The sequence below is a fragment of the Hyphomicrobium sp. 1Nfss2.1 genome (assembly GCF_965243865.1).
Taxonomy (GTDB): domain Bacteria; phylum Pseudomonadota; class Alphaproteobacteria; order Rhizobiales; family Hyphomicrobiaceae; genus Hyphomicrobium_A.
The window spans coordinates 65,351-91,363 of record NZ_OZ251603.1 but is presented as its reverse complement, the minus strand read 5'-3'; the positions used below and the strand labels follow the sequence as shown (position 1 = coordinate 91,363).

General features: G+C 64.7%; 21 protein-coding genes and 1 tRNA gene. 9 read left to right on the top strand and 13 right to left on the bottom strand.

Annotated elements, in window-relative coordinates; all coding sequences use genetic code 11:
* Window positions 1-37 precede the first annotated feature (37 nt).
* Entirely contained in the window at window positions 38-1,423 is a 1,386-nt protein-coding gene (locus ACP15D_RS00390; protein WP_424955602.1) for a porin, read from the bottom strand.
* A 141-nt stretch (window positions 1,424-1,564) separates the two neighbouring features.
* Window positions 1,565-3,247, bottom strand: a complete 1,683-nt coding sequence (locus tag ACP15D_RS00385) for an NAD+ synthase (protein ID WP_424955601.1) — start codon at window positions 3,245-3,247, stop codon at window positions 1,565-1,567.
* Window positions 3,248-3,397: 150 nt separating this feature from the next.
* Between ACP15D_RS00385 and ACP15D_RS00380 the strand changes: the two genes are divergently transcribed.
* Complete coding sequence (locus ACP15D_RS00380) at window positions 3,398-4,366, top strand: AEC family transporter (RefSeq protein WP_424955600.1); 969 nt, start codon at window positions 3,398-3,400, stop codon at window positions 4,364-4,366.
* A 13-nt stretch (window positions 4,367-4,379) separates the two neighbouring features.
* Here ACP15D_RS00380 and ACP15D_RS00375 read toward each other — a convergent pair whose 3' ends face one another.
* Complete coding sequence (locus ACP15D_RS00375; RefSeq protein ID WP_424955599.1) at window positions 4,380-5,780, bottom strand: class II 3-deoxy-7-phosphoheptulonate synthase; 1,401 nt, start codon at window positions 5,778-5,780, stop codon at window positions 4,380-4,382.
* 196 nt (window positions 5,781-5,976) lie between these two features.
* Between ACP15D_RS00375 and ACP15D_RS00370 the strand changes: the two genes are divergently transcribed.
* A complete protein-coding gene (locus tag ACP15D_RS00370) occupies window positions 5,977-7,110 on the top strand; it encodes a carboxylate-amine ligase (RefSeq protein ID WP_424955598.1) in 1,134 nt (377 codons plus the stop codon).
* A gap of 99 nt (window positions 7,111-7,209) precedes the next feature.
* Here the strand turns inward: ACP15D_RS00370 and ACP15D_RS00365 are convergent, their stop codons facing one another.
* Window positions 7,210-7,965 (bottom strand): SDR family NAD(P)-dependent oxidoreductase, encoded by a 756-nt coding sequence (locus ACP15D_RS00365; RefSeq protein ID WP_424955597.1) that lies wholly within the window; start codon window positions 7,963-7,965, stop codon window positions 7,210-7,212.
* Between the two features lie 148 nt (window positions 7,966-8,113).
* On the opposite strand from ACP15D_RS00365, the gene ACP15D_RS00360 reads away from it, so the two are divergent.
* Window positions 8,114-8,872 carry a class I SAM-dependent methyltransferase gene (locus ACP15D_RS00360; protein WP_424955596.1) on the top strand — a complete coding sequence of 253 codons (759 nt, stop codon included), beginning with the start codon at window positions 8,114-8,116 and terminating at the stop codon, window positions 8,870-8,872.
* Window positions 8,873-9,055: 183 nt separating this feature from the next.
* Here ACP15D_RS00360 and gor read toward each other — a convergent pair whose 3' ends face one another.
* From gor to ACP15D_RS00340, 4 genes are all read right to left on the bottom strand, one after another.
* Complete coding sequence (gene gor / locus ACP15D_RS00355; protein WP_424955595.1) at window positions 9,056-10,438, bottom strand: glutathione-disulfide reductase; 1,383 nt, start codon at window positions 10,436-10,438, stop codon at window positions 9,056-9,058.
* A gap of 28 nt (window positions 10,439-10,466) precedes the next feature.
* Window positions 10,467-10,946 carry a DUF2059 domain-containing protein gene (locus ACP15D_RS00350; RefSeq protein ID WP_424955594.1) on the bottom strand — a complete coding sequence of 160 codons (480 nt, stop codon included), beginning with the start codon at window positions 10,944-10,946 and terminating at the stop codon, window positions 10,467-10,469.
* 24 nt (window positions 10,947-10,970) lie between these two features.
* Window positions 10,971-11,684, bottom strand: coding sequence for a ribose-5-phosphate isomerase RpiA (gene rpiA / locus ACP15D_RS00345; RefSeq protein ID WP_424955593.1), 714 nt, complete (start codon window positions 11,682-11,684; stop codon window positions 10,971-10,973).
* A gap of 85 nt (window positions 11,685-11,769) precedes the next feature.
* Complete coding sequence (locus ACP15D_RS00340; RefSeq protein ID WP_424955592.1) at window positions 11,770-13,215, bottom strand: NAD-dependent succinate-semialdehyde dehydrogenase; 1,446 nt, start codon at window positions 13,213-13,215, stop codon at window positions 11,770-11,772.
* 135 nt (window positions 13,216-13,350) lie between these two features.
* On the opposite strand from ACP15D_RS00340, the gene gph reads away from it, so the two are divergent.
* Entirely contained in the window at window positions 13,351-14,025 is a 675-nt protein-coding gene (gene gph, locus ACP15D_RS00335) for a phosphoglycolate phosphatase (RefSeq protein WP_424955591.1), read from the top strand.
* Window positions 14,026-14,213: 188 nt separating this feature from the next.
* On the opposite strand, the gene ACP15D_RS00330 is transcribed toward gph, so the two are convergent.
* On the bottom strand, window positions 14,214-16,592 hold the full coding sequence (locus tag ACP15D_RS00330; protein WP_424955590.1) for an efflux RND transporter permease subunit: 2,379 nt from the start codon (window positions 16,590-16,592) through the stop codon (window positions 14,214-14,216).
* A 233-nt stretch (window positions 16,593-16,825) separates the two neighbouring features.
* On the opposite strand from ACP15D_RS00330, the gene ACP15D_RS00325 reads away from it, so the two are divergent.
* Window positions 16,826-17,824 (top strand): hypothetical protein, encoded by a 999-nt coding sequence (locus ACP15D_RS00325; RefSeq protein WP_424955589.1) that lies wholly within the window; start codon window positions 16,826-16,828, stop codon window positions 17,822-17,824.
* Between the two features lie 73 nt (window positions 17,825-17,897).
* Window positions 17,898-17,972, top strand: a tRNA-Val gene (locus tag ACP15D_RS00320).
* Window positions 17,973-18,695: 723 nt separating this feature from the next.
* On the opposite strand, the gene ACP15D_RS00315 is transcribed toward ACP15D_RS00320, so the two are convergent.
* The 3 genes from ACP15D_RS00315 to ACP15D_RS00305 all read right to left on the bottom strand — a co-directional run bounded on the left by ACP15D_RS00315 (window position 18,696) and on the right by ACP15D_RS00305 (window position 22,031).
* Entirely contained in the window at window positions 18,696-20,201 is a 1,506-nt protein-coding gene (locus ACP15D_RS00315; protein ID WP_424955588.1) for a methyl-accepting chemotaxis protein, read from the bottom strand.
* A gap of 216 nt (window positions 20,202-20,417) precedes the next feature.
* Window positions 20,418-20,717 (bottom strand): hypothetical protein, encoded by a 300-nt coding sequence (locus ACP15D_RS00310; protein ID WP_424955587.1) that lies wholly within the window; start codon window positions 20,715-20,717, stop codon window positions 20,418-20,420.
* Between the two features lie 135 nt (window positions 20,718-20,852).
* Window positions 20,853-22,031 carry a type III PLP-dependent enzyme gene (locus tag ACP15D_RS00305; protein ID WP_424955586.1) on the bottom strand — a complete coding sequence of 393 codons (1,179 nt, stop codon included), beginning with the start codon at window positions 22,029-22,031 and terminating at the stop codon, window positions 20,853-20,855.
* Between the two features lie 349 nt (window positions 22,032-22,380).
* On the opposite strand from ACP15D_RS00305, the gene ACP15D_RS00300 reads away from it, so the two are divergent.
* From ACP15D_RS00300 to ACP15D_RS00290, 3 genes are all read left to right on the top strand, one after another.
* Complete coding sequence (locus ACP15D_RS00300) at window positions 22,381-24,042, top strand: thiamine pyrophosphate-binding protein (protein WP_424955585.1); 1,662 nt, start codon at window positions 22,381-22,383, stop codon at window positions 24,040-24,042.
* Between the two features lie 148 nt (window positions 24,043-24,190).
* Window positions 24,191-24,397: a hypothetical protein gene (locus ACP15D_RS00295; protein ID WP_424955584.1), complete on the top strand. Its 207-nt coding sequence runs from the start codon at window positions 24,191-24,193 to the stop codon at window positions 24,395-24,397.
* Window positions 24,398-24,537: 140 nt separating this feature from the next.
* Window positions 24,538-25,425: an NAD(P)-dependent oxidoreductase gene (locus ACP15D_RS00290; RefSeq protein WP_424955583.1), complete on the top strand. Its 888-nt coding sequence runs from the start codon at window positions 24,538-24,540 to the stop codon at window positions 25,423-25,425.
* 15 nt (window positions 25,426-25,440) lie between these two features.
* On the opposite strand, the gene ACP15D_RS00285 is transcribed toward ACP15D_RS00290, so the two are convergent.
* The gene (locus ACP15D_RS00285) at window positions 25,441-25,956 is read right to left on the bottom strand and encodes an Lrp/AsnC family transcriptional regulator (RefSeq protein ID WP_424955582.1); all 516 of its coding nucleotides are present in this window, start codon (window positions 25,954-25,956) and stop codon (window positions 25,441-25,443) included.
* Window positions 25,957-26,013: the final 57 nt, after the last annotated feature.

Here is a 26,013-nt window from a genome sequence, read left to right as displayed (position 1 = left end):
AGGGCATTTTGCGGGCTTGTGGGCGTCGCGGCTGGCCTCAGAAATTTATTTTCGAGCCTACGACGACGATCTGAAATGGGTCGAGACTGGTTTTTCCGGCCGGGGCGCCCTTGGCTTTCTCGGTCACCTCGTTGCCGAACACGTCGCCGCTGGAGTTCTGATAGACGACGTAGACGAGCATATCCGCCGCGTCGATTTTCTGGACGGCGCCAAGCTGCCAGGTGTCGACGTTCGCCGACACGGTCTTGCCTGCGGCCGAGCCGCTATCATCGCGCCGGTACTCACCGAAGATGTTGGTCTTGCCGAGACTGTTCCACTGCCGCTCGATGCCGGGCTGCAGGAAGAACATGTTGCTGGTCGAGATGAACTCGGTGCCGGCGGGGAACGCGTGCTCCGTGCTGGCGCTGAAGCGTCCCCAGCCGCCATATAGAAACAGGCCCGTGGGGTTGTGCATGATCGTTGAGCCGACGCCGCCCCAGCGGCAGTGGAAATCCGGCTTCGACGTTACCGTCGTGCTTCCGGAGATGCAGGCTGTGCCACCGACGACGGAGGTGCCCTCAGGAGCAGAAAGCATGGTGCCTGGATCATTGCTCAGGCCGTAGCCACCGCGGACCACCAGAGTATAGTCGCCGATATCGCCCTTATAATTGGCCATCACGTCGCCGAGATAGGTTTCGCCGATACTCGCGGCGGCGCTGAAGCCGTGCCACTCGGGCGTATCGTAGCGCACCACGTCGCGGCGCAACCCGTCGCCCGGCGTCGAGTTGGCGATGCCGCGGAGCGCATCCGTCCACCGTAGGCCGCCGATGAATGCGCCGTTATGGCGGAGTTTGAAGGCACCCAAGAACACAGCTGCGCCTTCGATGTCATTGACGTTGCGGGTCAGCGTCGGATCGGCATCATCGAGAAGGTGATATGTGGCCATGGCGTTGAGGCCGACGGCAGCTTGGCCGTATTTTTTGCTTTTGAAGTACCAATTGCTTTTGCGCAGGTTGAGCGCGAATTCGCGGTTGGAGGCAAGTTTGTGTTCCGATGAAATGTTCTCCTGGTCCCACTGGTTCGAAGGGTGACCTTGCACACCCACTTCAAGGATGTAGCCGGCGCTCCAGTCCGCATTGATTTTTGCTTCGCCTACGAAGCGGAAACGCGATTGCTCAACAGCGTTCGTGCCGATGTAGGTGTTGCGCTCAACGCCATCGTCCCAGCTGAATATCGCTTCGTTCGCCCAGCCCGAAACCGTGACGGAAACTTTGCGGTTGCCCTTGCGCGCCGTCGTCTCTTCCAGCTCGGCGATGCGCGCTTCAAGGTCAGCGCAGCAGGTGTCGGAACCATCGGCCCTTGCAGTCGCGTGCCACGCCGGCAGCGCAAAGATGAGCGCGCCGAGAAAGAGCGTGGCCAACGGGGAGCGACGATAAGTGAGCATTTTGGCGTCCGAAGCTTGAGTTCGGATCGCATTAAGGGCTGATTCGTCCAACACTTCTGTGTCGGCAGGGTCGCGCGGGCCCGTTCGCGCTTCTGCTAAAGCGAACGACTTGCATCTACTGTCGAGCTTGTCAGTGCGCGGCTATAGCGGTTCGCGGAACTTATTGACGATGGGGTAGCGCCGATCACGACCGAAGTTGCGCGCGGAGATCTTTACGCCCGGAGGCGCCTGACGCCGCTTGTACTCTGCAAGATAGAGCAGACGCTCGATGTGCTTCACGGTTTCGGGGGGATGGCCGCGGGCGATGATGTCGGCGAGCGGCATCTCCTTCTCGACGAGACAGGAGAGGATGTCGTCGAGCACCGCGTATGCGGGCAGTGAATCCTGGTCGGTCTGGTTGGGGCGCAGCTCGGCGGTCGGCACCTTGGTGATGATGGATTCCGGGATCACCTCGCCAGCCGGCCCTTTGCCGCCCTTGGGAACGTGCGCGTTGCGCCAGCGCGCGAGCCGGTAGACCTCCATCTTGTAGAGGTCCTTCACCGGATTGTAGCCGCCGTTCATGTCGCCGTAGAGGGTGGCGTAGCCTACCGACATCTCGGACTTGTTGCCGGTGGTCAGCACCATGCCGCCGAACTTGTTCGACAGCGCCATGAGAATGATGCCGCGGGCGCGGGCCTGCAGGTTTTCTTCGGTGGTGTCGGCGTTGGTGCCTTTGAGCGCCGGCTCGAGCGCTTTGGTGAGCCCCGCGACGGCGTCCTCGATGGGCAACGTCTGATAGCTGACGCCGAGCGCTTTCGCACAATCGGCGGCGTCGCGGATGCTCGCTTCCGACGTATAGCGGTAGGGCATCATCACGGCGCGGACGCGCGCAGGCCCCAGCGCATCTACGGCGATGGCTGCCACGAGCGCGCTGTCGATGCCGCCGGAGAGGCCGAGGATGACGCCGGGGAATCCGTTCTTGTCGACGTAGTCGCGCACCCCGAGCACGCAGGCCTGATAAGCAGCGGCGTCGCCCTGCTCGATAACCGCGCGTTCGCCCGTCGCGCACACCCAGCCTTCATCGGTGCGCGTCCATTCGGTGAGGGTGAGCCCCTCCTCCCAGGCAGGCATCTGCACGGCGAGGCTGTGGTCGGCGTTGAGTACGAACGATGCGCCGTCGAACACCAGTTCGTCCTGGCCGCCGATCTGATTGAGGTAGACGAGCGGCAGGCCGCTTTCGATGACGCGGGCAACGGCGATGTTCATGCGTACGTCGGGCTTGGTCCAATCGAACGGCGAGCCATTGGGTGAGATGAGGATTTCGGCGCCGGTCTCGGCGAGGCATTCGACGACCTCCGAGCCCCAGACGTCCTCGCAGATGGGGACGCCGATGCGCACGCCGCGGCAGCTCACCGGTCCGGGAAGCGCGCCGGCGGCGAAGACGCGCTTTTCGTCGAACACGCCGTAGTTAGGCAGGTCGACTTTGAAGCGGACGGCCTCGATGGCGCCGTTGTCGATCAGCACGGCTGCGTTGTAGACGCGTCCATCCTCCGGCCAGACGGTGCCGGTGAGCACCGCGGGGCCCGGTCCCAGATCGCGGGCGAGCGCCTCGACGGCGGCGCGAGCGGCGGCGGTGAAAGCCGGCTTCAGCACCAGGTCCTCGGGCGGATAGCCGGTGATGAACAGCTCGGGGAAAACGATGAGGTCAGCACCCAGCGTGGCCGCGCGCGCGCGCAGCTCGCGCAGCTTGGCGATGTTGCCGTCGATGTCGCCGACGGTGGGGTTTGCTTGCGCGAGCGCGATCTTGAGAGAGGACGGCACGGCTTCCGCCTGAGGAGAGTTCATAGCCATGATTTAGGGCCGGTGGGCTCCGGGGTCCAGCGGCAAGCGGCCACGCGGTCAAGGCCGCTCTGGACCGGCACGGCGGGGCGTCCTAAGCATGCCATCGAAAGCCTTCCTCTTCTGCTGCTGATGCTCCCCCAAGTATCGCCTTGCATGACGGGTGCCCAGGTGCTGTCGCTCATCACAATCGTTGCGCCGATCTTCGCGCTCATCCTGTGCGGCTACATCGCGAGGCGCGGGGACCATATCGGCGCTGCGGCGGTGTCGGAGCTCAACAAGTTCGTCGTCTACCTGGCGCTGCCAGCCCTGCTGTTCGACGTGATGGCGCATGCGAAGTGGCACGATCTGATGCAGCCAGGGTTCGTCGCGGCGTTCGGCTTGGCCTGCGGGGCGGTGTTCTTCGGCACCGTCGCGGTGAGCCTGGCGGTGGGTCGCCCGCTCGCCTCGGCGGGGATCGATGCCCTGCTCGGCTCCTACGCCAACACGGCGTACATGGGCTTTCCGCTGTTCCTGACGCTGTACGGACAAGAGGGCCTGGTGCCGGTGACGATCGCGTCGATCCTCACTGTGTGCGTGCTGTTCGCCTCGGCCATCGTGCTGGTGGAGGTCGGCAGCCACGACGAGGCGCACCCGCTGAAGCTGGCTGCGAAGGTTGGCGGGGCGCTGGTGCGCAATCCGCTGCTCGTCGCGCCGGTTCTGGGCGTCATCTACAATCTCAGCGGATTGCCCCTTCCCGCCGCTGCGGAGACATTCCTGAAGCTGCTTGGCGGAGCTGCCAGTCCGGCGGCGCTGGTGGTGATCGGGTTGTTCCTGGCGGGGCCGCGGCCGGTGACGATCAAGGAAGCCTGGACGGCGGCGGGCGTCGCCGGGATCAAGCTCATCGTGCACCCAGCGCTGACGTGGGCCTTGGCGGTCGCGCTGTCGGTGCCGCCGCGGCTGACGGTGATGGCGACGCTGCTGGCAGCGCTGCCGACGGGCACGGGCCCGTTCATGCTGGCGGAGCTTTACCGCCGGCCGGCCGCGGTGACCTCCGCCGTCATCCTGATGTCGACGCTCGGGTCGCTGGCGACGCTGCCGCTGATCATGTGGCTGCTGGGGGTCGAGGCGTTGCCCCGACCCTGAGGCGGTATCGGTATCAGCCGACCGCGGTGATCGGCGCGGGCGAGTTCGCGGCTTCTTCGCGGTCGCGCTTCAGGCGCTCGGCGATCAGGAAAGCCAGCTCCAGCGCCTGGTCGGCGTTGAGGCGCGGGTCGCACAGCGTGTCGTAACGCTCGTTGAGCTGCGCCTCGGAGATATTGGCCGCAGCGCCGCCGATGCACTCGGTGACGGGCGAGCCGGTCATCTCGACGTGGATGCCGCCGGCGTAGGTGCCTTCGGCGCGATGCACGTCGAAGAAGCTGTTCACCTCTTTGAGGATGCGGTCGAACGGGCGCGTCTTGAAGCCATTGGCGGCGCTGATGGTGTTGCCGTGCATGGGATCGCACGACCACACGACCTCGCGGCCGTCGCGCTTCACGGCGCGGACGATGCCGGGCAGGTGCTTGTCGACCTTGTCGGAGCCGAAGCGGCAGATGAGCGTCAGGCGGCCGGGCTCGTCGGTCGGGTTCAGGATGTCGATCAGGCGCAGCAGGCCGTCGGCATCGAGCGAGGGGCCGACCTTGAGGCCGATCGGATTGCGGATGCCGCGACAGAACTCGACGTGCGCGTGGTCGGGCTGGCGCGTGCGGTCGCCGATCCAGAGCATGTGCCCGGACGTGGCGTAGGGTGCCTGCGTGCCGCCAGCCTCGTCGCGGCGGACGAGCGCCTGCTCGTAGCCGAGCAACAACGCCTCATGGCTGGTGAAGAACGTGGTGCGTCCCAGCGCGGGCACGGTCTGCTCGGTGATGCCGCACGAGCGCATGAACTGCAGCGCCGTTTGGATCTGCTCGCCCATCTCGCGGTACTTCTTGCCGAAGGGGCTCTTGTTCTCGAAGTCGAGCAGCCAGCGCAGCACGTTGTCGAGGCTGGCATAGCCGCCCTCTGAGAACGCGCGCAGGAGGTTGAGCGTCGCCGCGGACTGGCGATAGGCGTGGAGCTGGCGGTTGGGATCGGGGATGCGTTCCTCGGACGTGAAGCCGCCGCCGTTGATGATGTCACCGCGGTAGCTCGGCAGCTCGAGGCCATCGCGCGTCTCGGTGGGCGAGGAACGCGGCTTGGCGAACTGGCCAGCGACGCGGCCGACCTTCACTACCGGCAGGCCGCCGGCATAGGTGAGCACGACCGCCATTTGCAGGAAGACGCGGAACAGCTCGCGGATGTGGTTGGCGCTGTGCTCGGCAAAGCTTTCGGCGCAGTCGCCGCCCTGCAGCAGGAAGGCATTGCCGGCCGCGACGTCGGCCAGCTGGCGCTTCAGCTTGTCAGCCTCGCCGGCGAACACGAGCGGCGGGAAGGAGGCGAGCTTCGCCTCAACCTCGTCCAGAGCCGCCTTGTCAGGATATTCCGGCACTTGAACGATCGGTTTCGACCGCCAGCTATCCGGGGACCAAGTCAATGCCATTTCCAAGCACTCCGCGCCGCCTTGCGTGGCGCCGGAATTGGCCCGGCGGGTAACGCAAGCGCATCGATTTAAGAGCATTATGCCATTTGTCGCAGCATATAAGCTACCTCGGCCAGCATGGCCAGCGGTCCTGGGCAGACGGTTTAAGCCAGCCTTCCCGACGCCATAGGGTTGCATAGACGCAAGGGCCACGCCGATGGGGATCAAGGAGCCGTCTTTCACCTTCGGTATCGAAGAGGAATACCACCTCGTCGACCTCGAAAGCCGGGGGTTTGCCGCGGCGCCAGCGGCCCTGATGAAGGCTTGCGAGGATGCGCTCGGCAAGCAGGTGGCGCCGGAGTTTTTCCGCTCGCAGATCGAGGTGGGGACGGGCGTCAACCGGGACTTCAAGGCGGCGCGGGCGGAGCTTGGCGGCCTCAGGCGGACGATTGCCGAAATCGCGGGCACCTTCGCCATGGCGCCTATTGCTGCATCAACGCACCCGTTTGCCGACCGCTCCAGCCTCGAGACCACGCCAAAGGCCCGTTACCAGTCGCTGGCCAAGGACTTCGGCGGCATCGGGCGGCGGCTGGCCATCTGCGGCATGCACGTCCACGTTGCAATCGAGGACGAGGACCTGCGCATCGACCTGATGAACCAAGTGCGATACTTCCTGCCCCATCTCTTGATGCTGTCCACCTCATCCCCGTTCTGGCAGGGCGAAGATACGGGGCTGAAGAGCTATCGGCTGGCGGTGTTCCACGAACTGCCGCGCACCGGGCTGCCGCAGCGCTTCGAGAGCTTTTCCGAGTATCAGCGCACGGTCGACGTGCTGACGCGCAACGGGGTGATCGAGGACTCGACGAAGATCTGGTGGGACTTGCGCCCATCCGGCCGCTTCCCGACGCTGGAGATGCGCGTCACCGACATCTGCACGCGGATCGACGATGCCATCTCGATTGCGGCGCTCTATGCCTGCACGCTGCGCATGCTGTGGCGGCTGCGGCTGTCGAACCAGAAGTGGCGATCGTATCCCGCGTTCCTGATCGAGGAGAACCGCTGGCGGGCGCAGCGCTATGGCGTGCGCGAGAACCTGTTCGATTTCGGCAAGGGCACGCTGGTGCCGTTCGCGGTGCTGGTCGACGAGTTGATCGATCTCATCGCGGAAGATGCGGCGGTCCTCGGCTGCGAGCGCGAGGTGAAGCACGCGCTCAACATCGCAACCGGCGGCACGAGCGCCGACCGGCAGGTGGCGCGTTATGAGAAGCTGCTCGCGGACGGTGCGAGCGTCGATGATGCGCTGATCGGCGTCGTCGACATGCTGATCGCGGAGACCGTGGCGGGGACTTGAGGGCCGAACCCTAGCTTCCTGGCTCGTTGATCGGTGGAGGCGCTGCGATTTGAAGCTGCCCCTCACCCTGGCCCTCTCCCCGCACGCGGGGAGAGGGGATTAGAGGGCGGCTTGCATGCCGCCGTCGATGGCGAGTTCGGCGCCGGTGATGTAGCCGCTTTCATCGGAGGCGAAGAACAGCGCGGCGTTGGCGACATCCTCCGACGTGCCGAAGCGGCGCATCGGCGTGCGGTCGAGCAGCGCCTTAGAGAAAGCTTCGATGCGCAGCACCCGCTCGGTCAACGCGGTCTCGATGAAGCCCGGCGCGAGCGCGTTCACGCGGATGCCGAAGGGCGCATATTCGACAGCGAGGCCGCGGGTAAGTGCCGACATGGCGCCCTTGGTGGCGCCGTATGCGGCAAGCGTGCGCATGCCGCGGTGGCCCATGATCGACGCGAGGTTGATAAGCGAGCCGCGGCCCGAGGCCTTGAGAAGCGGGAAGGCATCGCGCGCGATGCGGATCATGCCGTCGAGGTTTACCTCGCGCAGGCGGACCCAATCGGCGTCCGACATGTTGCGGAAGTCGGTGCGCACGTTGATGCCCGCGTTGTTGACGACGACATCCAGCTTCTTGTGCTGTTGCTCGATGGCGCGCATCAGCGCGGTGACGTCCTGGCCGCGTGAGACATCGACGGTCATGGCGGAGGCCTTGAGCCCCTTGGCGGTGAGTTCGGCGGCGGCTTTTTCGGCTGCGTCGCCAGCGACGTCGGTGATGTAGACGTGCGCGCCCTCTGCCGCGAAGAGCTGCGCGGTGGCGAGCCCGATACCGGCCGCCGAGCCGGTGACGAGCGCGATTTTGTCCTTGAGCCGATCCATGCCTGCCGTCTCCTTAGAAGGCTGGCGACCTAGCATCCACACCGGCTTCTTTCAACTGAGACGGGCTGATCCGGTCACGCGGCGTCCATTGACGGGGGGCGGTCGGAGAGGCATTGCTCAGGCCTTCCCCGGCAACCGGACCGACGAGATGGCCCAAGCCTTTGCAATGAATTCCTACCTCGGCAAGCAGATCCTCGCGCTGGTGCGCGATGGGGACTACGCGCATGCGGGCGAGGAGGAAGCCATAGAGCTGGCGCTGGCGGGCCTGGCGAAGGATGCGTCGCGGCGGCTGCTGGATGCCGGGTGCGGTCGCGGCGGGACGGCGTCCTACATGCAGCGGCACGGCTGGGGCCGCGTGACCGGCGTCGATCTCGAGCCGAAGTCGATCGATTACGCGCGGGATGCTTTTCCGGACGGCGCGTTCATGTGCTGCGATATCCATGATGTCGGCGCGCACGTGGGCGATGGCTTTGATGCGGTCGTGATGTTCAACGTGCTCTACGCAATCGCCGATCAGGCCGGCGCGTTGCGCGCGCTGGCGGGGAGAGCCAAGTCCGGTGCCGATCTGATGGTGTTCGATTATGTGGACCTTGGCGGCTATGCGCAGGCGCCGGTCTTGGACGCGGGGCGTCCATTCCTGCCGCATCCACTGAAGATCGACCGGGTCGAGGGGCTGTTGCGCGACGGCGGCTGGCGGCTGCAATCCGTCGCCGACATCAGTGCCGAGTATCGCCGGTGGTATGCAGCGCTCGTCGAGCGGGTCGCGGAGAAGCGCGCGGCAATTGAAGCGCTAGCCGGCGCCGATGCCTACGAGCACGTGCACGGGCGGTACGCTGGTTTGCTGGCGGCGATCGAGAGCGGGCATCTGGGCGGTGCCGTCGTGAGGGCAACGAAGGCCCGCGCGTAAGATACTTTGGAGTAACCCCTCACCCGGATGCGATCTTGCGATCACATCCGACCTCTCCCTGTGGGAGAGGTTAGGTGGCTTTTGTCATCACCTCGTCCCGGCGGGGAGAGGTCACGCGCCATGCTCGGTCGAGCATGAGCCGCGGGTGAGGGGCGCCGGCCCCGATACAATCGGCTCGACGGCTCAGCCGGCGGCTTCGGTTGGGGCGATCCACTTTTCGCGCATCGTCACCAGCTCTTCGGCCATGGTCGGATGTAGGGCCATCGTTGCGTCGAAGTCGGCCTTGGTGGCGCCGAGGCGGATCGCGACGGTTGCCATTTGAACAATCTCTGCAGCGCCTTCGCCCAGCACGTGGCAGCCGATGACCTTGCCGCTGTCGCCATCGACGAGCAGCTTCATGAAGGCGTGCTCGTCGCGGCCGGAAAGCGTCGCGCGCATGGGGCGGAAGGAAGCCTTGTAGACGTCGAGCCTGGTGCAGCGCTCCTGCGCTTCATGCTCGGGCAAGCCGATGCTCGCCAGCTCCGGCGTGGAGAACACCGCTGTCGGAATGAACGTGTGCTCGATCATGCGCGGCTTGCCGCCGAATTCGGTGTCGGCGAAGGCGTGGCCCTCGCGGATCGCGATCGGGGTCAGCGCGGCGCGGCCTCTGACGTCGCCGACGGCAAAGATGCTGTCCACTGACGACTTCGAATATTCGTCGACGACGACGTGGCCATTCCAGCCCAGCTCGACGCCGGCCTGCTGTAGACCGAGCCCCATGGTGTTCGGCGTGCGGCCGATGGCGAACATGATCTTCTCGGCTTCGAGCGTGGCGCCGCTGGTGAGGTGTCCGGCAAGCCCGGTGCCGGTCTTGTCGATGCGGTCGAAGATGTGGCCGGTGACGATGTCGATGCCGCGCTTCAGGTAGGCTTCGGTGAGGCGGTCGCGCAGGTCTTCGTCGAAGCCGCGCAGGATCTTGTCGCCGCGATAGACGAGCGTCGTGTCGACGCCGAGATTGGCGAAGATGCCGGCGAACTCGACCGCGATGTAGCCGCCGCCGGCAACGATGATGCTCTTGGGGAGTGCGGGAAGTTCGAACGCTTCGTTCGAGGTGATGACGTGCTCTCGGCCGGGGATGTCGTCGCCCATCCAGGGCGTGCCGCCGGTGGCGATGAGGATTTTTCCGGCGGTGACTGTCTTGCCGGAGCGGGACAGCTTCACCGCGTTGGGGCCTTCGACGGTGGCGCGCTCGGGGATGATTTCGACGCCCGACTTGTCGAGGTTGGCGCGGTAGGCGGCTTCGAGGCGCGACAGCTCTTTGTCCTTGGCGGCGATGAGCGCTGACCAATCGAAGTGCGTTTCGCCGACGGTCCAGCCGAAACCGGTCGCGTCCGCGAAGTCGTCGGCAAAGCGGCTGGCGTAGACGAGAAGCTTCTTGGGCACACAACCGCGGATGACGCAGGTGCCGCCGATGCGATACTCCTCGGCAATGGCGGCCTTGGCGCCATAACCGGCGGCGATGCGTGCGGCGCGTACGCCGCCCGAGCCGGCGCCGATGACGAACAGGTCGTAGTCGTATTTGCTCATGACAGTGCTCGCGCCGTTCGGTCGGGCCTCATTTCTCGCCAGATGCGGGCCCTTGAAGGGCCTTCTGGCTGTACTTGATGCCGATCTGGGCGCCGGCCTGCATCAGCTCGGGCGTGGCGGCGATGAACTTCTGGCCGGTGGGCGATTTGTAAAAGTCGATCACCGCCTGCAACTCATTGACGGTGAAGCGCTGCGCGTAGATGTCGGCAAACTCTTCCAGCATCTGCTCGCGGTATGACATCATCCGCTGCATGTGCTTGTCGAATTCGCTGCCGAGCGCATCGGCGGCGGCTGAGCCTGCTCTATCTTGCGCGCCTTTGCGGAAGCCCTCGGCCATCACGGCGATCATGCCGTCCATCTGCTTGGTCATACCGGTGACGGCCATCAGCTCTTTGGCGGCGGCCATGCGCGCGGGATCGGGGGCGGCGACATCCTCGGCGTGCGCCAGCGAGGCGATCAGCAGAACGGCAATGCAGGCAATAGTGCGCAGGGCAGAACATCCAAGCATGGGAAATTCCCTTGGCCGCTTTATTCAGAGAATGTCGTCGTCCTCGGCGCCGATGAGCAGGACGCCGTCCGGCGCGGCGATGATCGCCAAGTCGGCGATGCCGATGAAAAGGCCGTTCTCGATGACACCGGGAACGAGCTTCAGCGCCTCGTCGAGCTCTTCGGGGTCTTCGATCCGGCCGAAGTGGCAATCGAGGATGAGGTTGCCGCTGTCGGTGCGGAAGGGGCTGCCGTCCGAAAGCATGCGCACCTTGATATCGCCTTCGCAGCCGACGTCGGCGGCAAGCGCGGAGATCATGTTGCGCGTTGCAGTGAGGCCAAACGTGACGACTTCGAGGGGCAGCGGGAACGCGCCCAGCGTATCGACCTTCTTGGAGGCGTCGGCGATGACGATCATGCGGCCGGAGGCGGTGGCGACGATCTTCTCGCGCAGCAGGGCGCCGCCGCCGCCCTTGATCAGGCGCAGCTCGCCGTCGAGTTCATCGGCGCCATCGACGGTGAGATCGAGGAAGGGGGTTTCGTCGAGGTTCGACATGCGGATGCCGAGCTTCTCCGCCTGCATCTGCGTCGCCTCGGAGGTCGCGACGCAAAGGACGTCGAGCCCTGCCGCTACCTTGCGGCCCAGCGCGTCGACGAACTTCGCCGTCGTCGAGCCGGTACCGAGCCCGAGCCGCATGCCGGGCTCGACGAAGGTCAGCGCGCGCTCTGCCGCTGCCACTTTCAGTGCGTCTTGGGTCATCGCTCTTCCCGCAACTTGCCGCCGTGATGCGCTGCGTTACGCGCACCACGAGCCGGACGCAAGAGCGAGATAGCGGAGCGGCCTTTTAGAGCCCGCCCATCAGCGTGTATTTCATCTCGAGAAATTCCTCGATGCCGTGGTGCGAGCCCTCGCGGCCGATGCCGCTTTCCTTCCAGCCTCCGAAGGGGGCGATCTCGGTGGAGGTGATGCCCTCGTTGACGCCGACGATGCCGTACTCCAGCGCTTCAGCGACGCGCCAGCAGCGGCCAAGGTCGCGGGTGAAGAAGTAGGCGGCGAGGCCGAACGGGGTGTCGTTGGCCATGCGGATGGCCTCTTCCTCGGTGTGGAAGCGGAACAGCGGCGCGACAGGGCCGAAGGTTTCCTCACGCGAGACTTTCATCTCGGTGGTGACGCCGGTCAGCACGGTCGGCTCGTAGAAGTTGCCGCCCAGCGGCGACGGCTTGCCGCCGGTCACCGCCTTGGCGCCATGCGACAGTGCATCGGCGACGTGCTCCTCGACCTTCTCCAGCGCCGCCTTGTTGATGAGCGGGCCGACAGTGACGCCCTGCTCGGTGCCGGGACCGACCTTCAGCTGCTTCACCGCCGCGGTGAGCTTTTCGGCGAAGGCATCATAGACGCCGTCCTGGACGAGGACGCGGTTGGCGCAGACGCAGGTCTGGCCGGCGTTGCGGAACTTGGACGCGAGTGCACCGGCCACGGCGCGATCGATATCGGCATCGTCGAAGACGATGAACGGCGCGTTGCCGCCGAGTTCCATGCCGACACGCTTCACGGTGCGCGCGGCCTGCTCCATGAGGATCTTTCCGACCTCTGTCGAGCCGGTGAACGTGATCATGCGCACGAGCGGGCTCTCGGTCAGCGCACGGCCGACCGGGACAGGGTCCTTGGCGGTGACGACGTTGAAGACGCCCTTGGGGATGCCGGCACGCTGCGCCAGCTCGGCCAGGGCAAGTGCGGAAAGTGGCGTATCCTCGGCCGGCTTCACAACGACCGTGCAGCCGGCGGCGAGCGCGGGCGACACCTTGCGGGTGATCATGGCCGAAGGGAAATTCCACGGCGTGATGGCGCCGACGACGCCGATGGGCTGGCGCATGACGATGACGCGGGCATCGGCCTTATGGGTCGGGATGGTTTCGCCATAGACGCGCTTTGCCTCCTCGGCGAACAGCTCGACGAAGTTGGCGCCATAGATGATCTCGCCGCGCGCTTCGGGAAGCGGCTTGCCCTGCTCCTTGGTGAGCAGCAGCGCCAGTTCGTCGGCGTGCTCGACGATCAGGTCGTACCAGCGGCGGATGATCTTGGAGCGCTCCTTGGCGAGCAGCTTCGACCAGGCGGGAAACGCGCGGTGTGCGGCCTCGATGGCGGCGTTGGTCTCGGCGGCGCCAAGCGCGGGAACGCGGGCGATTTCCTCTCCGGTCGCCTTGTCGAAGACGGGCGTGCGCGGCTCTCCGACCCAAGCTCCATCGATGTAGGCTTGCGTCCTGAGCAGCGTGTTGAGGCTTTTTTCCATGGCGATCACCGGACTAAAGGGGCGCTGGCAGCATTTGTCTAAGATGCGCCCCCCATCGTTTCAAGGTACATAACCCTCACCGCGGCGCTGCGTCCGGCGCGACTGCGACCACTTTACGGTTCGATTTGGGGGCTCATGAGCGATTTAACCCTGGTGTTCGACCTCGACGGCACGCTCGTCGACACGGCGCCCGATCTCGTGGCGTCGACGAACCACGTTCTCGATCATCTGGGCCTTCCGCGGGTCGATGAGACGAGCCTGCGCCCCTACGTCGGGCATGGAGCCAAGCACATGATCGAGAAGGCGATCGGCCCGCTGGGAGATGATTTGTCGGAGGCGCAGCACGCCGACTTGCTGGCGCTCTACCTCGGCTATTACGGGGCGCACATCGCCGATGCGAGCCGGCCGTTCGAGGGCATCGTTCCCCTCTTGGAGAAGTTCAAGACGGAGGGCGTGAAGCTCGCTGTGTGCACCAACAAGATGGAAGGCATGTCGCGGCTCTTGCTCGATGCGCTCGATCTGTCGCGCTACTTCGATGCGGTTGCAGGACGCGATACGCTGAGCGCGTCGAAGCCGCACCCGGACGCGCTGCTCGGCACAATTTCTCTGGTGGGCGGCGACAAGCGGCGCGCCATCATGATCGGTGACAGCGGCGTCGACGTTGCGACGGCGAAGGCTGCGGGCGTGCCGGTGATCGGCGTCAGCTTCGGCTATACCGAAACTCCCGTGTCCGCCTACGAGCCAGACGTCGTCATCGACCATTACCGCGAGCTGGAGCCAGCCATCGCAAGACTTGTACCCGCGGCTTAGGGCCTTCGCGATCAACGTCGAATGTCCCCTCACCCGAAGCTCATTTACATTCGCTTCGTGCCTCTCCCCACCGGGGAGAGGCAAGTCATTGCCAAACGACGGCACTTAACCTCTCCCAGTTGGGAGAGGTCGGAGGTGATCGAGAGATCATCTCCGGATGAGGGGGGAGCCGATAGCTCAGCCCCTGCCTAGGTTTCCAGCGCTTCCTTCTGCACGGCCTCGTCGGCGGATGGCTTTGCGCGGCGTGGCAAAAGCCTGCGGCCGACCATCAGCACCGACGGCAGAATGACGAGCTGCCCGATCAGCGATGCGAAGAGGCAGACGCCCGCCAGCTCGCCGAAGAGGCGCAGCGACGGCAGGTGAGACAACATCGTCACGCCGAGGCCCAGCGCCAGCACGATGGTGGTGAGCACCACCGGCGGCCCGATGTGGTGGGCTGCGCGCATCAGAGCGGCATAGGTGGTCTCCTGCGTGGCGCCGACCCTTTCCTCTTCCAGGCGGAAGCGATTGAGGAAGTGGATGGTGGAGTCGATGGCGAGCGAGAACGCAACCGTGATCGCCACGATAGATGCGAACTGCAGTCCCTCTCCCGTCACCCACAGGATCGCGCCGGTGGCGAAGATCGGAAACAGCGAGGGCATGATGCTGGCGACACCCACCAGCACCGAACGCAGCGCGATGCCGAGGAAGATGAAGATGATGAACATGTCGCCGACGAGACCCCAGTTGAGGTCCCAGATCAGCTTTGCCGAATTGCGGGCAGCGATGGCCGGAAGCCCGGTTACCGATATCTCATAGCCCGGGTTGGCCTTGCGGATTGGCTCCAGCTCTTTGTCGAGGTTGTCGACGACGGGCAGGATCTCGCTGGCGTCGACGTCGGGGAGACGCGCCGTGACGAGCACGGCCTTGCCATCCTCGGCAATGAAGCGACGCACGAGATGCTCGGGCAGGATGCCGACGTAGTGCTTGACGTTCTCGATGCTGTCGTCGCCGGCGGCGGCCAGCCAGCGGCGCAAGCTTTCGAGCGACCAAACGTTGCCGAGTCCTGCACGCTTTTCGAGGACGTCGTGGGCCTGGGCGATGGCCTGCAGCGTTTCGGGATCGTAGAGCGACTGGTTGCCGGTCCAGCGGATCATCACGTGCATCGGGTTGGCGCCGGTGAGCTTGGAATCGAGGCGCCCCGTGGCGGCGAGCGCCTGCTCCTTGTCGGGCACCTGGTCGGCCAGGCGATAATGCGGCTTCAACTGGCTGTAGGCGATGCCGCACAGCACGGTGGCGATAAGCGCCAGGGTAAAGAAGACCGGGGCATTTGCAGCAACGGTGCGGACGATCGCATCGGTGATCTTCTGCAGCCTGCCGACGCCGCCCTGCTCCTGTATGTGCGGGTCCACGGCGGACGCCTTCTCGCGACGAACGAGCAAAGCGGCAAGCGTCGGGACCACGACGGCAACTGCGGTGTAAGAGATGCCGACCGCCATCAGCGCGGCGAAGCCGAAGGTGCGGATCAGGGCCGAGTCTGCGAAGGCGAATGAGACGATGGAAATCGCCTGGTTCATTGCCGTCAAAAGACAGGCAGGGGCCACGTCGAGAACGGCGTTGCGGGCGGCCTCGATGCGCCCCATGCCGGAAAGGATATCGCGCCGGATCGACATCACGAGGTGCATCGAATCCGAGAAGCCGGACACCAGGATCAACGGCGTGATGACGTTGATGAAGAGGTTCAAGCGGAAATCGAGCGCGCCGAGAACGCCGAGGGTCCAGAAAATGGCAATGGCGGGTCCGAGAACGGCAATGATGGTGAGCGATAGTCGCCTGAAGAACATATAGGCGATGCCCATGCCGACAACGAACCCGAGGCCGTTGTAGACGAGACGGTCGCGCTCGACGGCGTTGCGGATTTCCAGCTGCATCACCGGCGCGCCGGTCAGCTTGGCGGTTAGCCCGCTGTCAGCAAGCTCAGTCTCGACCACGGCATTGATCTCGCCGATGACGGTGCGCGCGCTCTTCTCGTGCACGGTCTTGCGATCGAGCGCGATGACAATCAGTGCAAGCTCGCCATCGTCGGAGAGGAACTTGCCTTTGACGATATCGTTCGACTTGAGCGCGGCCAGCATCGCGTCGTACGCGGGACCGGCGGCCGGCAATTCATCGGGCACCAGAGGTGGCGCGTAGCCGTTGGCGTCAGGCTTGTCGCGCGCTGACAGCATGGAGACGAGCCCAGCGACACCGTCGACCAGCTGCAGCTCAGTGGTCAGGCCAGCGAAGGTCTCGAGTTCCTTGTGCTTGAGAAGATCCTTTCCTTCGACGACGACGAGAACGTCGAACTCGCTCGAGGGGAAGCGGCGGTCGATCTCCTCGTAGCGACGGAACTCCTCGGTGTCGGTCCGGAAAAGCTCGGACAGAGAATCATCAACCTGCAGGCGCGACAGGCCAATGCCGGCGAGGATCGTCATGAGTATAATGACGCCAAGCGAAACGAGCGGCGCTTTGAGCGCTATGAGGCCGATGCGGTCCAGGCCGAACGAGAATAGGAACGATCGGCGCGGCTCGTCCTTGTCGGTTTCCATAGTTCCCCCAACGGCGCATCATTCGGGCTTGGTTTACGGCGCCGGTGCTCAGTTGTCCCGGGCAAGTTGGCAACGCCGCTCACGGAATCGGCGGATGCGGCGGGATCGTTGCATTTGCGGCGCTGACTGTGAAGAGCCGTGGGCGAGGCTTCTATGCAACGCCCTGTGCCCCAATATGGCCGTAAGAACCGGCTCCTTTCGCCGGCCTCGTCATATCCGCCTGGACACCCCTCATGCCGCTGCCGATTGCGCTGCCTTCGATGATCACAACTCTGGCGCGCCGGCCGAGGCAATCGGGCGGGGCCGCCCTGGTGGCGGCGATCCTGTTCGCCTTTGCAGTGGTGGCGCCGGCCTTGGCGACCCCGCAGCAGGCGCCCAATAGCCGAGTGGTGCTCGACCTTCCTGCCGGCTACACGCCATCGCCGCTGTTCTCGGGGTTCCAGAACGACGCGACGGGCGTTTCGTACGTCATCTTGGAGGCTCCGGTCGCAGAGTACGACAAGATGGCGCAGGGATTTACGCCGGACGATCTCGCCAAGCGCGGCATCACCCACGTCGAGAAGGGCTCGCTCGACCGCACCGACAAGCACATCTACATGCGTGCGCGGCAGAAGTCGGAGGCGGGGACGTACGCCAAATATTTCGTGCTGTTCCAGACGGCCGATCAGACGGTGCTGGTGTCGGTCAACGTACCGACGCTGTCGCTCGACGACGGCAGCGTGAAGCCGGAAGCCATCGAGCACGTGCTGGCGACGGCCAAGACCACCGAGAAGCCGGCGGTGCGCAACCTGTTTTCACTCACCTATCTCGGGCCCTTCAAGGAAGCGGGAACGCTGGTCGGCACGAGCAAGGTCTATACGCTCGATGGGCGCCTCGATCCTGATCGCACCGGCGAGACGCGATCGGCGTTCATGGTCGCGCCTTCGCTCGACAAGCGTCCGGTGGCGGACCCGGCCAAGCTGGCGACAGCGCTGCTTGCCAGCATGCCCGGCTATAAGGACTTCAACATCGGCGAGCCGCGCTCCATCACCATCGGCGGGCTCGACGGCATCGAGCTGGAAGGTGAGGCGGCCGACGAAGAGCACGGCACGCCGCTGTATCTCTATCAGGCGATGCTGCTGGGCAAAGACGGCGGCTATTATCGTCTGATCGGGATCGCTACTCCGCGGGACAAGCCGCAGGTCGCCGCCGAGTTCTCAAAGATTGCGCATTCGTTCGCGCTGCTGCCGTGAGCGGGGCACCTTGACAGGGGGAAAGGGCGCTCGCATAAGGACGCCCCGGTCACATTTCATATTCCGGCACGGCGGGCGGTTAGCTCAGCGGTAGAGCACACGCTTCACACGCGTGGGGTCATAGGTTCAATCCCTATACCGCCCACCATATAATCCAGACGGTTGCGGCGTTTTCTTCAAATCACTTCTGCGGAGCGGCACTACGGCCCCGAGTTGGCAACGTCGGGTTCATCCGCTCATACAGCTCTTGAGCGTCCCGGGGCTCGGTTGCTTCCGGCTCTCGCTCAATGAGAGGCATCCAGCCATTGCGCTCAGGAATAGAGCCCGTCTCCATGTCGTTGCTTTGCTCCCTGTCCCCCCATACCCAGTGGTCCGTCAGTTGAACGGCGAGATGCGTCGCGACGTGGCGAAGCATCTCTGGGCCCCAATGTACGAATGCGTAGGTCATTAGGGACGCCAATGACAAAGCGCCCGAGATAATTATGCCTGGAAGCCAAGGACGCTTCGGGCCTCGAACCACCTGCGCTGCAGGATGAGAAGGCTTCGGCGGAAGTGGGTCTGGGGCAAAGCTCTGCGGGGGCTCAACCTCAGAAGGCGCCCTCGAGGCTTGGCTAATTCGATCTATAAAGGGCATCAACTCCTGACGCGTGTCGTCGCCCCGCTTCTTCCCTTTTCCCGCCATGCAGCCCCCGCCGCCAATACGAAGGGGGCTCAGATACAGTGATTCGCGCCAGGCAGCACGGGCTTCTGACGGCAGAGTCTTCGCTGGTTGCCTAGCCCGATTCGGGAATGCGGGACAACAGAGCCGCAGCTTGCAGAACTGCTCGCGTGACTCGGCTCGGGTGCAAACCCAGACTTCTGAGCGCAAGATTCAGGCTGCGCGGGGACGCACGGGGGTGCGCGACGGCGCCCTCGCCTTTTCCACCTCGAAGGTATCGAGCAAGCGATTGAGGTCGGTGGTTTTCTGCGCCAGCGCATGGCTCGCCGCGGTCGCCTCCTCAGCCATGGCGGCGTTCTGCTGGGTGACGCGGTCGATCTCGCTGACGGCGCCGTTCACCTCCTGCAAGGCTTCGACCTGCTGCACGGCGCCGTTGGCGATGTTGCCGACGACGGCGTTGAGATCTGCCACCTGGCCGACGATGCGCTCGAACGCTTGCCCCGTCTGCGAGACGAGGTCGACGCCCTCCTTCACCTGGGCGGTCGAAGTTCCGATGAGCGTTTTGATTTGCTTGGCGGCGTCGACCGAACGCTGCGCGAGCGCGCGGACCTCCGAGGCGACGACGGCGAAACCGCGGCCGGCTTCACCTGCGCGCGCGGCTTCGACACCGGCGTTGAGGGCGAGCAGGTTGGTCTGGAAGGCGATCTCGTCGATGACGCCGATGATGTCGGCGATCTGACCGGACGACTTGTCAATCGAGCCCATGGCCTCGATGGCGGCGCGGGCAACGGAGCCACCGCGCTCAGCATCGCCCTTGGCGTTGGCGACGACATCGCGCGCGTGAGCGGCGCCTTGGGCTGCGTTCTTGACGGTGGCGGTAATCTGCTCGAGCGCCGCGGCAGTCTCCTCGAGGCTGGCGGCTTGGCGCTCGGTGCGCGAGGAAAGATCGTCGGCGGCGGCGGAGATCTCCTGCGTGCCCGACTCGATTACCTGGGCGTCGAGGCGGATGCTCGACATCGCCTGCTGCAGGCGTGCGACCGTCGAATCGAAGTTCTCCTTGATGGCCGAGAACTCGGGCGCGAGGGACGCTTCAATCCGGGTGGTGAGGTCGCCGGCAGCGAGGCGGTGCAACCCCTCGGCCAAGGCTGCGAGTGCTGCTGTCTGGTTCTTCTCGGCTTCGAGGCGAGCCTGCTCGGCGATCGCGCGCTGCTCGTCGAGCGCTTCGAGGTAGGTGGAAATCGCCAGGTCCATGTCGAGCATGACGGCTTTGACGAGGGTCGCCAATGCTTCGGCCATGCCCTTGGCGTTGGACTTGGACAGCCGCATGAGCGTGGGCCACTGGTCGTCCACCACGGCTGCGATGAGCTGCTCGGTGATCAGCGCATATCCGCCGATGTACCAGCGCGGCTCGAGGCCGAGCCGGGCGTGCGTGCGGCCGATGGCACGCACCTTTTCGGCGTACTCGTTACCGAATTCGGCCGACGCAATCGACCGCCAGTGCTCGATCTGGCGGTTCTTGGCGGCTGCCATGTGCGCCGTATCGGTGAAGTGGCTGCTCGTTGCGGGGACGCGTGATGCCTTATCGTAGAAGACATCGAGTGCGCTGCCGATGTGCGCGGAGATAACCGGTTGCAGATCGCGCAGCAGGGCTCGGGTGCGCTTATCGATGCCCATGAAGCTCAGTCTGTCGTCGATCCCAACTGCGCGCGTGCTCTTCACGGCCGTCCCCCGATGCCATTCTTCATGGAGCAGCTTGCAGCAATTGAACGCTGCCAAGCCGCCGTTCGATAGGATGTCATTCCATGCGGGTGCTAATCCGCCGTAAATGGATCCTCCTCCAGATGACTTGGATCATTCGATAAGCTGCGAAGCGGCGATCGGGCGCAGGCCGCAGAGCCCGCGCACCGACAGCGTTTCGACAGATGCCTCTCAGACCTAGTTGGGTGAGCCGCCCATACGGCGCGGATGGCGGTAGTAGCGCGGTTCGGAGCGCGCCAGCGGGCACAGGCTCATGGGATTATATTGAGAACAGCACTTCGGCTGGCCAGTTTGCGCATCGATCGCTGTCTGGCCTGGAAGGTTGCACGGTCCGCCCGCCTGCTCGGTGTTGTAGTCCCAGTTTCCCGGATCGCCGTTGCCATAGCCGAGATACTCGGCGGACGCCGAAGTTGAGACCACGCACTGGAACATCATGCCGGCGCCGGCGCAGAGGCCGACCATCATTGCCCTGTTCATAGTTGTTTCACTCCCTGGTTGGTGCCGCTCGCGACACCTGTCCCCTTGAGAGCGGGCAATGTTTGATCTGGTGCGGACGGATGCCGCAGGCAATCCTCGCCAACCTTACGGATTGGCGAGGTCGCCCCGGCGACCTCAGCGGCGGGCGGCCGTCGATGCCTCGGCGGCTTCCTCGCCGTACATGGTGAGCATCGGCGGATCGAGGAGGATGACCTCGTCGTATTCGCCATAGCCGTTGAAGCGGCCGGCGATGGCACGCGCGTAGGCGCCCATGTTGCCGATCTCGATGTAGTCGCCCTCGCGGATCGAGTCGGGCAACAGGAACGGGCCCTTCATGTAATCGATGGAGTCGCACGTCGGCCCCCAGAACTGGAAGGGCACGAGCGGGTCCGACGCATCGACGCTGCGCGAGATGAGGCGCGTGGGGAAGATGAAGCCGAGGTGCGCGGCGTCGAACAGCATCCCGTAGGAGCCGTCGTTGATGTAGAGGCTGTTGCCGCGGCGGGCATCGACGCGCACGATCAGGCTCTCGGCCTCGGCGACAAGCGCGCGGCCGGGCTCGCACATCAGCTTGACGTTCTCCTTCACGGGCAGAGTCTCGACGCCAGCGGAGATGACATCCATGAAGTCCTGCAAGGGCGCGGGATCGGTGTCCGGGTAGCGCGAGGGGAAGCCGCCGCCCACGTCGAGCCGGTCGATCATGACGCCGGCCTTGACGATGAGGCGGTGCACCTCGCCCAGCGCGGTGACGTAAGCGTCGGGCGTTGATGTCTGCGAGCCGACGTGAAAGGTGATGCCCAGCTCGGCCGCAGCCTGGCGTGTCTTGACGAGGAGACGCGCGGCGTCGGCGCCGGTGATGCCGAACTTGCGCTCCAGCGGGATACGGCTGTTGATGGCCGGCACGGCAACGCGGACCCAGAGGATCAGGTCGCGGGCGCCATCGGTGCAGGCGATGATCTTGTTCAGCTCATCTTCGCTGTCGAGCGAGAACGAGCGCACGCCGAGGTCATAGGCGCGGCGGATGGCGTGGCGAGACTTCACCGGATGCATGAAGTGCAGGTGTGCGTCGGGGATCGTCGCCGCGTCCTCGATCTCAGGCAGAGATGCGACGTCGAAGTGACGGATGCCGGCGCCGTAGAGCGCTCCGATGAGGAAGACCGAGCTATTGGCCTTGTAGGCGTAGGCCACGTCCCCGGGGAATTTGTCGATGAACCATCGCGCTGCACGGCCGGCCGCGCGCGGCCGAAGCCCTCGCACCGGCCGCTCGGGCCGGCACTTGTCGATCAGTGCAGTCGCTGAGGAGAGCTTCTCCATCGCATAGGACCTCCACCGCCCGTGGGCGCACACGAGCAATTGCCAGAAAAAGCAGAGACCGCCAAAAACGAAGAGGGGTGCATTTAGGGGCCCCCTCCCCCCCTGTAAAGACCTTTCTTATGACAGGGGTGCAAAAGGCCAACCGCCAAGCTGCACGGGGGTTCCAAAGTTGTAAACGCAGTCCACGACGAGCGGCATGGCCGCGCGGTGATCCATGTGCGTTCGCAAAGGGCTCCCCGATCGGGCTACAATCGTAACCCAACCGGCGGTTAGGGCTGTCCTGCAGCGTTGAAGCCCGCCTAAAACAGCTCAAATTCAGCGAATGGCACGCCGCGGTGAACTGTCTTTAATGCGTACAGGGGGCAAGATCTTAATCGACCAGCTCGTCGCTGAGGGCTGCCGCACGCTTTTCACGGTGCCGGGCGAGAGCTTCATCGTGGCCCTCGATGCGCTGTTCGACGAGAGCGCGATCCGCACCGTGGTGTGCCGCCACGAGGGCGGCGCGGCGATGATGGCCGAAGCGACGGGCAAGCTGACGGGGCAGCCGGGCGTCGCCTTCGTGACGCGGGCGCCGGGCGTCACCAATGCCGCCAGCGGGGTCTATGTCGCACACCAGGATGCGACCCCCATGGTGCTACTCGTGGGCCTGATCGAGCGCGAGCACGAGGGACGCGGGGCGTTCCAGGAGATCGATCTTCAGGCAATGTTCGGCGGCGTGGCCAACTGGGTCGGCGTCGTGCGCCAGCCCGAGCGCATTCCCGAATATGTCGCTCGTGCCTTTCAGGCGGCGACCTCGGGCCGGCATGGGCCCGCGATACTCGGGCTGCCGACCGATGTGCTATCGGCCGCAGGTATCTCGGCGCCAGTTGCGGGTTCGCCGCGGCCCGCGGCGCCCGTTCCATCATCCAGCGAGATGACGAAGCTCAAGGCCAAGCTGGAGGTGGCCGAGCGGCCGCTCGTGTTGCTGGGCGGAGGTGGATGGAGCGCGGCAACGGCCAACGACATTGCCAAGTTCGCGGCGGCGTTCGACATGCCGGTGGCGACGGCGTTCCGGCGTCAGGATCACTTCGACAACCGGCACCCGTGCTATGCGGGCCATGCGGGCATCGACATGGATCCCAAACTTGCCTCGGCGATCCGCGGTGCGGACGTGCTGCTGGTGATCGGCGAGGCGCCGGGCGACATCACAACGGCGGACTACTCGTTGATCGAGACGCCGCGGCCGAGCCAGTTCCTGATCCACGCGCACCGCTCGCCGACCGAGATCGGCCGCCTTTACCGCGCGGATATGCCGATCATCGCGGCGCCGGAGGCGATGGCCAAAGCGTTGGCACGCATGAAGCCGCCGGTGAAGCGCCGGTGGGCGAGACTGCGGCGTGACCTGCGCGCGAGCTATGAGCGGTCGCTGAAACCGCTGGCGACAGTCGGCAGCGTGCGGCTCGAGCAGGTGATCACCACGCTGTCGCGCGAGTTGCCGGACGAGGCGATCGTTACCAACGGTGCGGGCAACTACGCTGCGTTCGTTCACCGCTACTTCCGTTACAAGGGCTGGCCGACGCAGCTCGCACCAACGTCGGGGTCGATGGGGTATGGGCTGCCGGCGGCGATCGCCGCCAAGCTGCAGCATCCCGATCGCCCGGTGATTGCACTCGCCGGGGACGGCTGCTTGCAGATGACGGTGCAGGAGTTGGCAACCGCGGTGCAGTACGCGTTGCCGATCGTGGTTATCGTCGCCAACAACGGCATGTACGGCACGATCCGCATGCACCAGGAGAGCCGCTTTCCCGGAAGGGTCGTGGCGACGACACTCGTGAACCCGGATTTCGTGGCGCTGGCTCGCAGCTATGGCGCCCAGGCTGTGCGCGTTGAAAGCACGCCGGAGTTCCTGCCCGCGCTGAAGCGAGCCCTCGTTTCCGAGGTTCCGGTGCTGATCGAGCTTTGCATCGATGCCGAAGCCATCAGCCTGAAACGGACGCTGTCGCAGGTTCGCGGCAGCAATTGCGCTGAATAGCGCCGCGCGCGCCGCAATAGTAAATACTTCGTTAAAACTCAAAGCCTTGCGTTAGCCATCGGACTGAGATCGAGTTAGACTAACGAGGCGTTATCGGTTACAAAACCCTCAACTCGATCGCAGACTCTCACCCCCCGAGGGCTCGAACATGGATCTTCAGACAGTCAAATCGCAGTACGGCGCTCACTGGGCGTGGGCGCGTACGGGTGCGCTGATCCTTTTCCTGGTGACTGCGCTGTTGCTGGCGGTTTCTCTCACCAGTGCAAAGAACACCGACACCGCGCAGGCGTCGCTGAAGGCGAGCACGACGATATCTTCGCTGTTAAAGTTTGCTCGTACCTCGCGGACGAGCTGATCGCACACGCACACGACTCCCCACAAAAGCATGATCCCTTGGCCTCGGGTCCGATCGGACGCCGGGGCCGATTTTTTCCAAGTGCTGGCGGCCGGCAGCGATGCTAGAGCCCTGCACGTCGAACACAGTGGAGACTTGCGATGGCAAGGGTTGCCTGGATCGGGCTTGGGGTCATGGGATTTCCCATGGCCGGACACCTTCTCAAGAAGGGCGGGCATGACGTCACCGTTTACAATCGCAACCCGGCAAAGGCGCAGGCGTGGGTGGAGACGTATGGCGGACGCAGCGCGCCGACGCCGGCCTCAGCGGCGCTCTCGGCGGACTTCGTCTTCTCGTGTGTCGGCAATGATGATGATCTGCGCCAAGTGACGACCGGCCCCGATGGTGCATTCCGCGGCATGGGGGCCGGCTCCGTATTCATCGATCACACCACGGCCTCGGCGGCGGTGGCGCGCGAGCTTCATGCAGCGGCGGGAGACCGCGGAATCGCCTTTCTCGATGGGCCTGTGTCGGGCGGCCAGGCAGGTGCCGAGAACGGCGCGCTGACTGTGATGGTGGGCGGCGAAGCTGAGCCATTCGAGCGGGCCAAGCCGCTCATCTCTTCGTATGCGCGCGCGGTGAACCTCATCGGCCCGTCCGGCGCAGGGCAGCTCACCAAGATGGTCAATCAGATCGCGATTGCCGGTCTGCTGCAGGGCCTGTCGGAAGCGATTGCGTTTGCCGAAGCGTCGGGGCTCGACCTCGACCTGGTGATGGAGACGATCTCCAAAGGTGCGGCGCAGTCGTGGCAGATGGACAACCGCTGGCGCACGATGCACGAGGGGAAATTCGACTTCGGCTTCGCCGTCGACTGGATGCGCAAGGATCTGGCGATCTGCCTCGATGAAGCGCGCAGCAACGGCGCCAAGCTGCCGGTCACGCGCCTCGTCGACAGCTTCTATGCCGAGGTGCAGGGCATGGGCGGCGGCAGGTGGGACACGTCCAGCCTGATCGCGCGGCTGAAGAAGTCGCCACCGAAGGCAGGCTGAGCTGCGCTGAAAAGTTCAGCGGCGCTTGCGCTTCTCTTCGCCGTCGGAGGCACCTGCGTCCTCTCCGGCGCGCGCGAACTGCAGCGGCAGCGCTGTGGTGTACTTGATCTGCTCCATGGCAAACGCCGAGGACACCTTGGCGATCTCGATGCGCGAGATGAGCTTTTTGTAGAAGATGTCGTAGGAGCCGATGTCGGGAACGACGACGCGCAGCAGATAGTCGATCTCGCCGGACATGCGGTAAAATTCGACCACCTCGGGGAAGTCGGAGACGGCTGCATGGAACCGCTCCAGCCACCCGAGGCTGTGCTGATCGGTCTTGATGGATACGATGACGGTGACGCCGGCGTTGACGCGTTCTGCGTCGAGCACGGCGACGCGGCGCATGATGACGCCGGCTTCTTCCAGCTTCTGAATGCGGCGCCAGCACGGGGTCGTCGAGAGCCCGACCTCCTTGCCGATCTCCGCGACCGGCCGGGTGCAATCCTCCTGGAGAATGCGCAGAATCTTGACGTCCATTTCGTCGAGCATCGGAGGCCCATATGAAATTATGTTTCAAAAATTCCAATAAATAGGAATAAACTGCCT

What these genes read in the sequence shown, in the direction of transcription:
- ACP15D_RS00390 (WP_424955602.1), bottom strand. Translation starts at nt 1,423, where the DNA reads ATGCTCACTTATCGTCGCTCCCCGTTGGCCACGCTCTTTCTCGGCGCG.
- ACP15D_RS00385 (WP_424955601.1), bottom strand. Translation starts at nt 3,247, where the DNA reads ATGAACTCTCCTCAGGCGGAAGCCGTGCCGTCCTCTCTCAAGATCGCG.
- ACP15D_RS00380 (WP_424955600.1), top strand. Translation starts at nt 3,398, where the DNA reads ATGACGGGTGCCCAGGTGCTGTCGCTCATCACAATCGTTGCGCCGATC.
- ACP15D_RS00375 (WP_424955599.1), bottom strand. Translation starts at nt 5,780, where the DNA reads ATGGCATTGACTTGGTCCCCGGATAGCTGGCGGTCGAAACCGATCGTT.
- ACP15D_RS00370 (WP_424955598.1), top strand. Translation starts at nt 5,977, where the DNA reads ATGGGGATCAAGGAGCCGTCTTTCACCTTCGGTATCGAAGAGGAATAC.
- ACP15D_RS00365 (WP_424955597.1), bottom strand. Translation starts at nt 7,965, where the DNA reads ATGGATCGGCTCAAGGACAAAATCGCGCTCGTCACCGGCTCGGCGGCC.
- ACP15D_RS00360 (WP_424955596.1), top strand. Translation starts at nt 8,114, where the DNA reads ATGGCCCAAGCCTTTGCAATGAATTCCTACCTCGGCAAGCAGATCCTC.
- gor (WP_424955595.1), bottom strand. Translation starts at nt 10,438, where the DNA reads ATGAGCAAATACGACTACGACCTGTTCGTCATCGGCGCCGGCTCGGGC.
- ACP15D_RS00350 (WP_424955594.1), bottom strand. Translation starts at nt 10,946, where the DNA reads ATGCTTGGATGTTCTGCCCTGCGCACTATTGCCTGCATTGCCGTTCTG.
- rpiA (WP_424955593.1), bottom strand. Translation starts at nt 11,684, where the DNA reads ATGACCCAAGACGCACTGAAAGTGGCAGCGGCAGAGCGCGCGCTGACC.
- ACP15D_RS00340 (WP_424955592.1), bottom strand. Translation starts at nt 13,215, where the DNA reads ATGGAAAAAAGCCTCAACACGCTGCTCAGGACGCAAGCCTACATCGAT.
- gph (WP_424955591.1), top strand. Translation starts at nt 13,351, where the DNA reads ATGAGCGATTTAACCCTGGTGTTCGACCTCGACGGCACGCTCGTCGAC.
- ACP15D_RS00330 (WP_424955590.1), bottom strand. Translation starts at nt 16,592, where the DNA reads ATGGAAACCGACAAGGACGAGCCGCGCCGATCGTTCCTATTCTCGTTC.
- ACP15D_RS00325 (WP_424955589.1), top strand. Translation starts at nt 16,826, where the DNA reads ATGCCGCTGCCGATTGCGCTGCCTTCGATGATCACAACTCTGGCGCGC.
- ACP15D_RS00310 (WP_424955587.1), bottom strand. Translation starts at nt 20,717, where the DNA reads ATGAACAGGGCAATGATGGTCGGCCTCTGCGCCGGCGCCGGCATGATG.
- ACP15D_RS00305 (WP_424955586.1), bottom strand. Translation starts at nt 22,031, where the DNA reads ATGGAGAAGCTCTCCTCAGCGACTGCACTGATCGACAAGTGCCGGCCC.
- ACP15D_RS00300 (WP_424955585.1), top strand. Translation starts at nt 22,381, where the DNA reads ATGCGTACAGGGGGCAAGATCTTAATCGACCAGCTCGTCGCTGAGGGC.
- ACP15D_RS00295 (WP_424955584.1), top strand. Translation starts at nt 24,191, where the DNA reads ATGGATCTTCAGACAGTCAAATCGCAGTACGGCGCTCACTGGGCGTGG.
- ACP15D_RS00290 (WP_424955583.1), top strand. Translation starts at nt 24,538, where the DNA reads ATGGCAAGGGTTGCCTGGATCGGGCTTGGGGTCATGGGATTTCCCATG.
- ACP15D_RS00285 (WP_424955582.1), bottom strand. Translation starts at nt 25,956, where the DNA reads ATGCTCGACGAAATGGACGTCAAGATTCTGCGCATTCTCCAGGAGGAT.